The 6,221-nt window shown below is 39.4% G+C and carries 5 protein-coding genes and 1 pseudogene; 1 reads left to right on the top strand and 5 read right to left on the bottom strand.

The window, feature by feature from the left end; all coding sequences use genetic code 11:
* Positions 1-166: 166 nt before the first annotated feature.
* The 5 genes from KHB02_RS17575 to KHB02_RS17555 form a co-directional block, all read right to left on the bottom strand.
* Entirely contained in the window at positions 167-544 is a 378-nt protein-coding gene (locus KHB02_RS17575) for a VOC family protein (RefSeq protein ID WP_213146629.1), read from the bottom strand.
* A 189-nt stretch (positions 545-733) separates the two neighbouring features.
* Complete coding sequence (locus tag KHB02_RS17570; RefSeq protein ID WP_213146628.1) at positions 734-1,990, bottom strand: serpin family protein; 1,257 nt, start codon at positions 1,988-1,990, stop codon at positions 734-736.
* Positions 1,991-2,104: 114 nt separating this feature from the next.
* A complete protein-coding gene (locus tag KHB02_RS17565) occupies positions 2,105-3,100 on the bottom strand; it encodes an ABC transporter substrate-binding protein (protein WP_241113928.1) in 996 nt (331 codons plus the stop codon).
* Positions 3,101-3,321: 221 nt separating this feature from the next.
* Positions 3,322-4,182, bottom strand: coding sequence for a DMT family transporter (locus KHB02_RS17560; RefSeq protein ID WP_241113927.1), 861 nt, complete (start codon positions 4,180-4,182; stop codon positions 3,322-3,324).
* 111 nt (positions 4,183-4,293) lie between these two features.
* A complete protein-coding gene (locus tag KHB02_RS17555) occupies positions 4,294-5,571 on the bottom strand; it encodes a cation:dicarboxylate symporter family transporter (protein WP_213146626.1) in 1,278 nt (425 codons plus the stop codon).
* Positions 5,572-5,805: 234 nt separating this feature from the next.
* Here KHB02_RS17555 and KHB02_RS17550 point away from each other — a divergent pair.
* Positions 5,806-6,221, top strand: a pseudogene (locus KHB02_RS17550) (ATP-binding protein); the annotation flags it as partial.

The raw sequence follows: 6,221 nt of genomic DNA, 5'->3' as shown, positions 1-6,221 counted from the left end.
TTTTGGTCTTATAAGCCTTTCATAAGACCACCTTCGGCCTGGCTGTTTGCTCCTTATGGTCTTATAACCTTTTCATAAGACCACTTTCCGCTTGACTATTTGACCTTTGGTCCAGATAATCATAAAAAGCTGCGATTCCACATCAAAAATCGCAGCTTTTTTATCCTTATTTATCTTCCCTCAACAAATAATCATTGCCATCCTGGTCATGGAAGGAAAACATCGTTCCGAATGGCATTCTTAACATTTCCCCTACTTTTACTCCATTTTGTTTCATTTTTTCATATGCGGATTCGATATCGGTCGTGCTGAAGAGGATTGATGGGTGCTGAACCTTTGATGGGTCATGCTGTTCCATCGCAGCTTTAGCATAAAGGACTAAATTGGTGGAGTCATCTTCGCTTGGTCCAACTTCAATCCAGGAAAAGTCTGGCCCCATTGGCTGCTCTTCTTTTAGAACAAAACCGACTCTATTAATCCAAAAATCTTTGGCTTCTTCTTGGTCATTTACATAAACAGTAACTTTTGCAACTTTATTAATCATCCTGCTAAAAACTCCTTTTCTAAATATACAAAATAAGTTTATCAACCAAATTTTGCAAAAGCAATTTTAAATGAAAACTCGTCGATTGGCGAGTCCGTTAGGACGAAGACAGAGACGTAGTTGAATTTATGCGTTAAGAAAGTGTAAAATCAGGGAAATTTTACACTTTCCTTAAGCCCAAAAAATGAACTATTTTTGAGTTCCACCCTGAGGGTCAGATATCAACCCCATAAATAAAATTGTTCCGCTTTCTTCTTCGGTAATCGTTATGAAAAATGGCCGATTTACTTCTATAAAGAAGGGATTATCTATGCTTGCCGACTCTTTTACCATTTGGACAGAGGTTGCCGCAGCCGCTTCTGTCCCTGCTTCATTCACATCGATAAATGTTTTTTGTTTTACTTCACTGATCATTATTGGATCCGTCTCTTTAACCATTTTTGAAAAATTAGCTCGGCTGTCAAAAGCGTTCTCCATCCCCAGATTCTTTAATGGGTCATTCAATATCACTTCATACTCTAATTGAAACTTTGGCAGCAGAACGGTCCCCTTTTTTTCGGTAAATTCAGAGTTCCACTTCTCCCAATTTTCAGTTGTCAGCATTTTTTGGAATTCTGCTAAATTGGAACTTTCCCTTGGAAGAAATATCTTCATGCTCATTTGGCCATCACCATATGGAAGCGAAACCGCCTGGAAATCTTCGGTTTCCAAATAAGCCAATTTTTCATTCAGCGTCATGAGCGGCACCTTTTTGGTGGTCCCTTCTGTCAGATGAAAAGTTTGTTCCTTTGTTTGCTCTTTATCAAATTCATATTGCCATTTCCCGTTAAAATAAATCGCGTTGATCAGAACCGTGACTAAATCTGGATCTAAAGGAGCTTCAATAATTCCCTTAATTTTACCATCCGTCGATTTCTTCACCCAATCATTAATCAACGGAACAGATTTCCTATCATTGATATCAATCTCTTTTATTTCTGCATTAAAATAATCTCTGTTGTTAGTCGCAAATTTATCCTGAAAGTGAAAGTCTTTGTTTAGCCAAATGGAGTTTGCGATATGGAGCTGAATTTGCTTAGAATGCTTATGTAACATCGACATCATTGAAGCGTTCGCTTGACTTAATTCATTGGCATCCATTCCAGTCGTTTGCAAAACCTTCTCCATCTCTTCCTTTGTTTTCCCATCGGCCCCATTGTAGACCATTGACAGCGCCATGAATAAACTTGTCGGAGAAATAACCGTATTGCCGCCGTTTCCTGCTCCTATTTCTGTTAACAGTTTCATCCCCAATTGATTATTGGCGGAAACAATGTCCGTATAATCTTCCTTTCCAAAAATAGCGTTAATGGATGGAGCCAAATTTCCGGTTTGTTTCATTCCCATCCCCCACACCATTAGAATAAAGAAAACCACTAGTATAAGCGGAAAAATGAATTTTTTCATCCACACCACCACTCCTTTACTAGATTAGACTGCCCGCCTTAAATAAAAGTTTCAAAGCAAAGGGACGGTTCTTGTGCTTCAAATTGAAGCACAAGAACCGTCCCCATGTTTCACTTATTCTCCTACTATCTTAGCGTCCTTAATTAAATCTTCTGTTAGGGTGATGCCTTCTTCAGCAGCGGCTTTTTTGTTGATGACGAGTTCTAGCTTTTCTGGGAAGCCGACTGGAATTTCGCTTGGTTTCTTTCCCTTTAGGATTTCGACTGCCATTTTACCAGTTGAATAGCCAAGGTCATGGTAGTTTAGTCCATAAGAAGCGAATGCTCCGCGTTTTACAGAATCTCCTTCACCAACAAATGTTGGGATATCCTTCGCATTCGCTACAGTAATGACGGATTCAAGAGCAGCAACAACCGTATTGTCCTTTGGAATGTAAAGGACATCCACACGGCCAACTAATGATTCAGCAGCCTGCTTCACTTCAGAACCAGCTGTTATCGTTGTTTCAACTGCTTCCAGTCCCTCTGCTTCGATTGCTTTCTTGGCATTCTTCACGTTTACAACCGAGTTAGGCTCACCATTGTTATAGATGATGCCGACCTTCTTGGCATTAGGAACAAACTTCTTGATCGCAGCAATTGTATTCTTGATGGCATCTGGGTGCGTATCAGATGTTCCAGTGGAATTTCCGCCTGGCTTTTCTATGCTTTTTACCAATTGCGCACCAACCGGATCCGTGATAGCCGTAAATAAAACTGGGATCTCCTTCGTGTTTTTCAGTACGGCCTGTGCACTCGGAGTAGCAATGGCTAAAATTAGATCATTCTTGTCCGAAACTAATTTTTGGGCAATTGATAAATTGGTATTCATGTCACCCTGTGCATTTTGGTAATCAAGCTTCAGGTTCTTTCCTTCTTCATAACCAGCATCCTTCAAGGCCGCGATAAACCCTTCGCGGGCGGCATCAAGGGACGGATGCTCAACGATTTGCGTGATCCCTATTTTTACTTCTTTTTCTTTCTTTTCCCCACTAGTTTCCTTGCTTCCCCCGCCACAAGCAGAAAGCAGCAACAATACTCCCATCAAAACAATGGCTAAACTCTTTTTCACCTTTTCTCCCCCTCAGCGGACTATGTACGCAGTAATAACCGCTCTAATTTTTCTGAAAAATAAATAATATTCAGATTTTACCATATATTATTGTTATAGAACAATAGATTTTCGATAAAAATTTTATCACTTTAAACCAAAAAAGCGTTGCTCATTTTTGATAAAGCAAAGGGACGGTTCTTGTGCTTCAAAAATTGAAGCACAAGAACCGTCCCCACGTATCATATTTTTGTAAAAATAATCCCAAGAATCGCTGAAAATATGCCAACGAGCTGGTATCGTTTCAATTTTTCCTTAAAGAACCAACAGCCTGCCAGGATGACTACGAGGCAATTTAAGCTGACGATTGGGAAGATAATGCTGGCAATACCTTTTTGCAACGCATAGAAATAACAGCTGTACCCGATGACACTGACTAAACCGGCCATGGATCCGACATTCACTTCTGACCTCAGCCAGCTTTCCTTTTCCCGTAAACTGGTCAGGGCCAAATAAATGCTGCCTCCGCCGTACATACAAATTAATGTACTAAGCGAACTAATTTGCAAATAGGATGTTGTTTTCATTAATATTCCCAGAATCCCAAAGGAAAGGATTGCCAATACGACCCGATAAATCCATGGACCATAATTTGTGCCGTGACTTTTGCCCGGCGAATATTGAATCATCAGGGCTGAACCGAGTATTACCACAATCCCAATCCAATGGGCAAGACTGATTTCTTCATGAAAAATAATCGCTGCCCCAAGAATCGGCATGATTGCATTGGCGCCAATTAGAGGCGACGTTAGGCTGGCAGGACCCTTTTCGAAGGCCTTGGACATCTGAATATTGCCATTCGCATTCAGGATGCCAATTAGTCCACCAAGGATAAGCGCATAGAGGTTAAATTGCAGTTCCCCTGTATATAGCCCATACCCAAGTGTAAGCAGAAATGCCACGAAATAAAAGAAAAACTGAATATGCACTTTCGACAAGCCACGGCTTGTACTCCATTTAAAAATCGTATTATTCGTGCCGAAGCTTAAAGTCGTTACCAATGCTGCAGCAATCCACATGCTGAAACCTTCTCTCCATATCATATTACTCTCTCATTTTAAATCTATCAAAAGAGATATCGCAATATTTTATTTCCTGCTAATTTGCAAAAAAGAACCCACACTGGAATGGGTTCCTTTTTCTAAAATTGCATGTTATGCCGCTTTTTGCTTTGTATCATTTAAAGACTGCAAATAGGAATTTGCTTTTTGCTTATCAAACTGGCCTTCCCATTTAGACATTACCACTACAGCTAATGAGTTTCCGATGACATTGACAACTGTTCTAGCCATATCAAGAATACGGTCAATACCTGCTATAAATGCAAGGCCCTCTATAGGTATGCCTACAGTTCCCAACGTTGCCAAGAGGACAACAAATGAAACTCCCGGAACGCCTGCGATTCCCTTCGATGTTACCATTAATACCAGCATTAATGAAATTTGTTGGCCAATGGACAAATCGATTCCATACATTTGGGCAATAAACAATGCTGCTAATGCTTGGTAAAGTGTTGATCCATCCAAGTTAAAGGAATAACCCGTTGGAATAACAAAAGATGTAATAGCTTTTGGACAACCAAACTTCTCCATTTTCTCCATTAATCTTGGCAATACCGTTTCAGAACTAGAAGTAGAGTAAGCCAAAATCAATTCATCTTTAAGTAAGCGTATGATATTAAAAATATTTACACCTACTAATTTAGCAACACCCCCTAGAACGACAACAACAAAGAATAGCATTGTAGCGTAACCGATAATAACTAATTTACCCAGCGGCAACAATGATTCAACACCAAATTTAGAAACGGTCACACCAATAAGAGCAAATACACCAAATGGTGCAAATTTCATTACTTGATTGGTCACCCAGAACATCGCTTCAGCCGTACCTTGGAAAAATGCAATGACCGGTTTCCCTTTTTCTCCAATGACGGTAAGCCCAAGTCCAAATAGAACAGAGAAGAAAATGATGGCAAGCATGTTTCCGTCTACAATTGCTTTGATAATATTTGGCGGTACAACGTTCACAAAAGTTTCAGCCATTCCGTGGCTTTCTACTGTTTCTGCCGTATCTACATAACCACCAATATCAGTTTTCTGTAATGAACCCATATCTACCCCAGCGCCTGGCTGGAAAATATTCGCTGCTAATAGTCCTACAATAATCGCAACTGTTGTAATAATTTCAAAGTATAAAATGGATTTTCCACCGATTTTTCCAAGCTTTTTTGTATCGCCTACACTGGAAACACCTACAATCAAGCTGGAAATAACGATTGGAATGACAATCATTTTGATTAGTCTTAAAAAGATATCGCCAATTGGCTGTAAATACTTCGCGACATCTTGATTTCCATAAAAAATAGCACCAACAACAATACCAAGAATCAACCCAATTAAGATTTGCCAAGCTAAACCTATTTTTTTCATTCAAGCACCTCTTTTACATTTTTTTAACGATTTGGTCTTAGAAGAGTTTTTTTCCAATGGATTTCTAGCTAAAATAAAACTATAATTTGAGGCAGAATTTACTGAGAGCGTTTTCAGTGAGGCTAGTCTTAATGTAAAATAGTAACTACACAATATAACAAGAAATCTACAAAAACCTACATATTTTTTTTGCATTAAATGATGGATTGTTAGAATAAGAGGTTGTGGCGCAAATTGAACATTAAAATTTTTTCAAAAAATGAACTAACCTTACTGGCGGCAATGGCCATTTTGGTTCCGCTTGCTGGAGAGGTAAAATTTTACCCATTTAATGAAGTCTATCGGGTGAGCTTTGGACCCCCTGCCCTTTTTCTCTTTTTATTGGGGCTAAGAAAAGTACCCGCTATTTTGTGCGGCACGCTTGCAGGGGTTTCCGTGCTAGTTTTTCGAATCCTTCTTGATGCTATTTTTCTAGAACCGTTTGATTGGCTGGTATCCATTCATGCTAACCTGCCATCCTTTGTCTATTATTTCACCTATGCTTTGGTCTTTTTCTTATTGAAAATCCACCAGTTTAACCAGTTGCCTTGGGTGATAGGCCTTTTGGGAATTGTAACAGAATTTGCGGCTGGAATGTCAGAGTTGTTTTT

Source organism: Neobacillus citreus, from assembly GCF_018343545.2.
GTDB lineage: Bacteria > Bacillota > Bacilli > Bacillales > Cytobacillaceae > Neobacillus > Neobacillus citreus.
This window is presented reverse-complemented; position numbering and strand designations above follow the sequence as displayed.